General features: G+C 68.9%; 1 protein-coding gene. It reads right to left on the bottom strand.

From position 1 onward, the window contains the following. On the bottom strand, window positions 1–884 hold an 884-nt coding region (locus EN742_RS36260; RefSeq protein ID WP_128333950.1), incomplete at both ends, for a diphosphate--fructose-6-phosphate 1-phosphotransferase.

The following is an 884-nucleotide window of genomic DNA, read 5'->3' as shown; positions in this document are numbered from 1 at the left end:
CAGCGGCACCTTCTTCAGCACGGTTTTGGAACCGTCATGCTGCAGCGCCACCGAGCCGCCGCCCTGCCCGGCGACCTCGACTGCGAAGGCGCCGGCGTCGAAGGCCTCTTTGGCGTCGACGGCATTGATCGCGCCGATGTAGCCGCGCGGCATGTAGCCCAGCGCATCGACCCGCGCCCGCTTGCCCGGCAGGCCTTCGGCCAGCGCCCGTTCCAACGCCGCCGTCAGGTCGCTGCCCGACAGCTTGACGTTGCCGTGCTGGTCGCGTTCGAGCTTCTCTGGCGGCACCAGGCTCTCGACCAGCGCCTTGCCGTCGGCTGTGCTGACGCCCTCCGACACGGCGACGATGCAGCGCTTGTGGCGGTCGAGCGTGGCCCGCACGTCGTCGATGAAGCGTTTCGCCGAGAAGGCGCGCTCCGGCACGTAAACCAGATGCGGGCCGCTGTCCGGATCGAGCTGCCAGGCGGCGGCGGCCGCGGTCAGGAAGCCGGCGTGCCGGCCCATGACGATGCCGACATAGATGCCGGGCAGGGCGCGGAAATCGAGGTCGACCGAGAGGAAGGCGCCGGCGACGAACTCGGCCGCCGAGATGAAGCCCGGCGTGTGGTCGTTCTCCTCGAGGTCGTTGTCGATAGTCTTCGGCGCGTGCACGAAGGCGATTGTGCCGCCGGCTGCGTCGGTCAGGATCTGCTGCGTGCCCGACGTGTCGTTGCCGCCGATATAGATGAAGGCGTCGGCGCCGATCTTCTTCAGCCCGTTGAGGATCACCTCGCAATAGGCGGCGTCGGGCTTGTCGCGGGTCGAGCCGAGCGCCGCGCTCGGCGTCGCCGCGATCAGCCTGAGCTGCTCCTCAGGGATGGCCGAGAGGTCGGCATAGTTGCCAT

The organism is Mesorhizobium sp. M4A.F.Ca.ET.020.02.1.1, assembly GCF_004022645.1.
In the GTDB taxonomy this organism is placed as follows: domain Bacteria; phylum Pseudomonadota; class Alphaproteobacteria; order Rhizobiales; family Rhizobiaceae; genus Mesorhizobium.
Note: the sequence above shows the minus strand (reverse complement) of the source record. Positions and strands in the feature narration are given on the sequence as shown.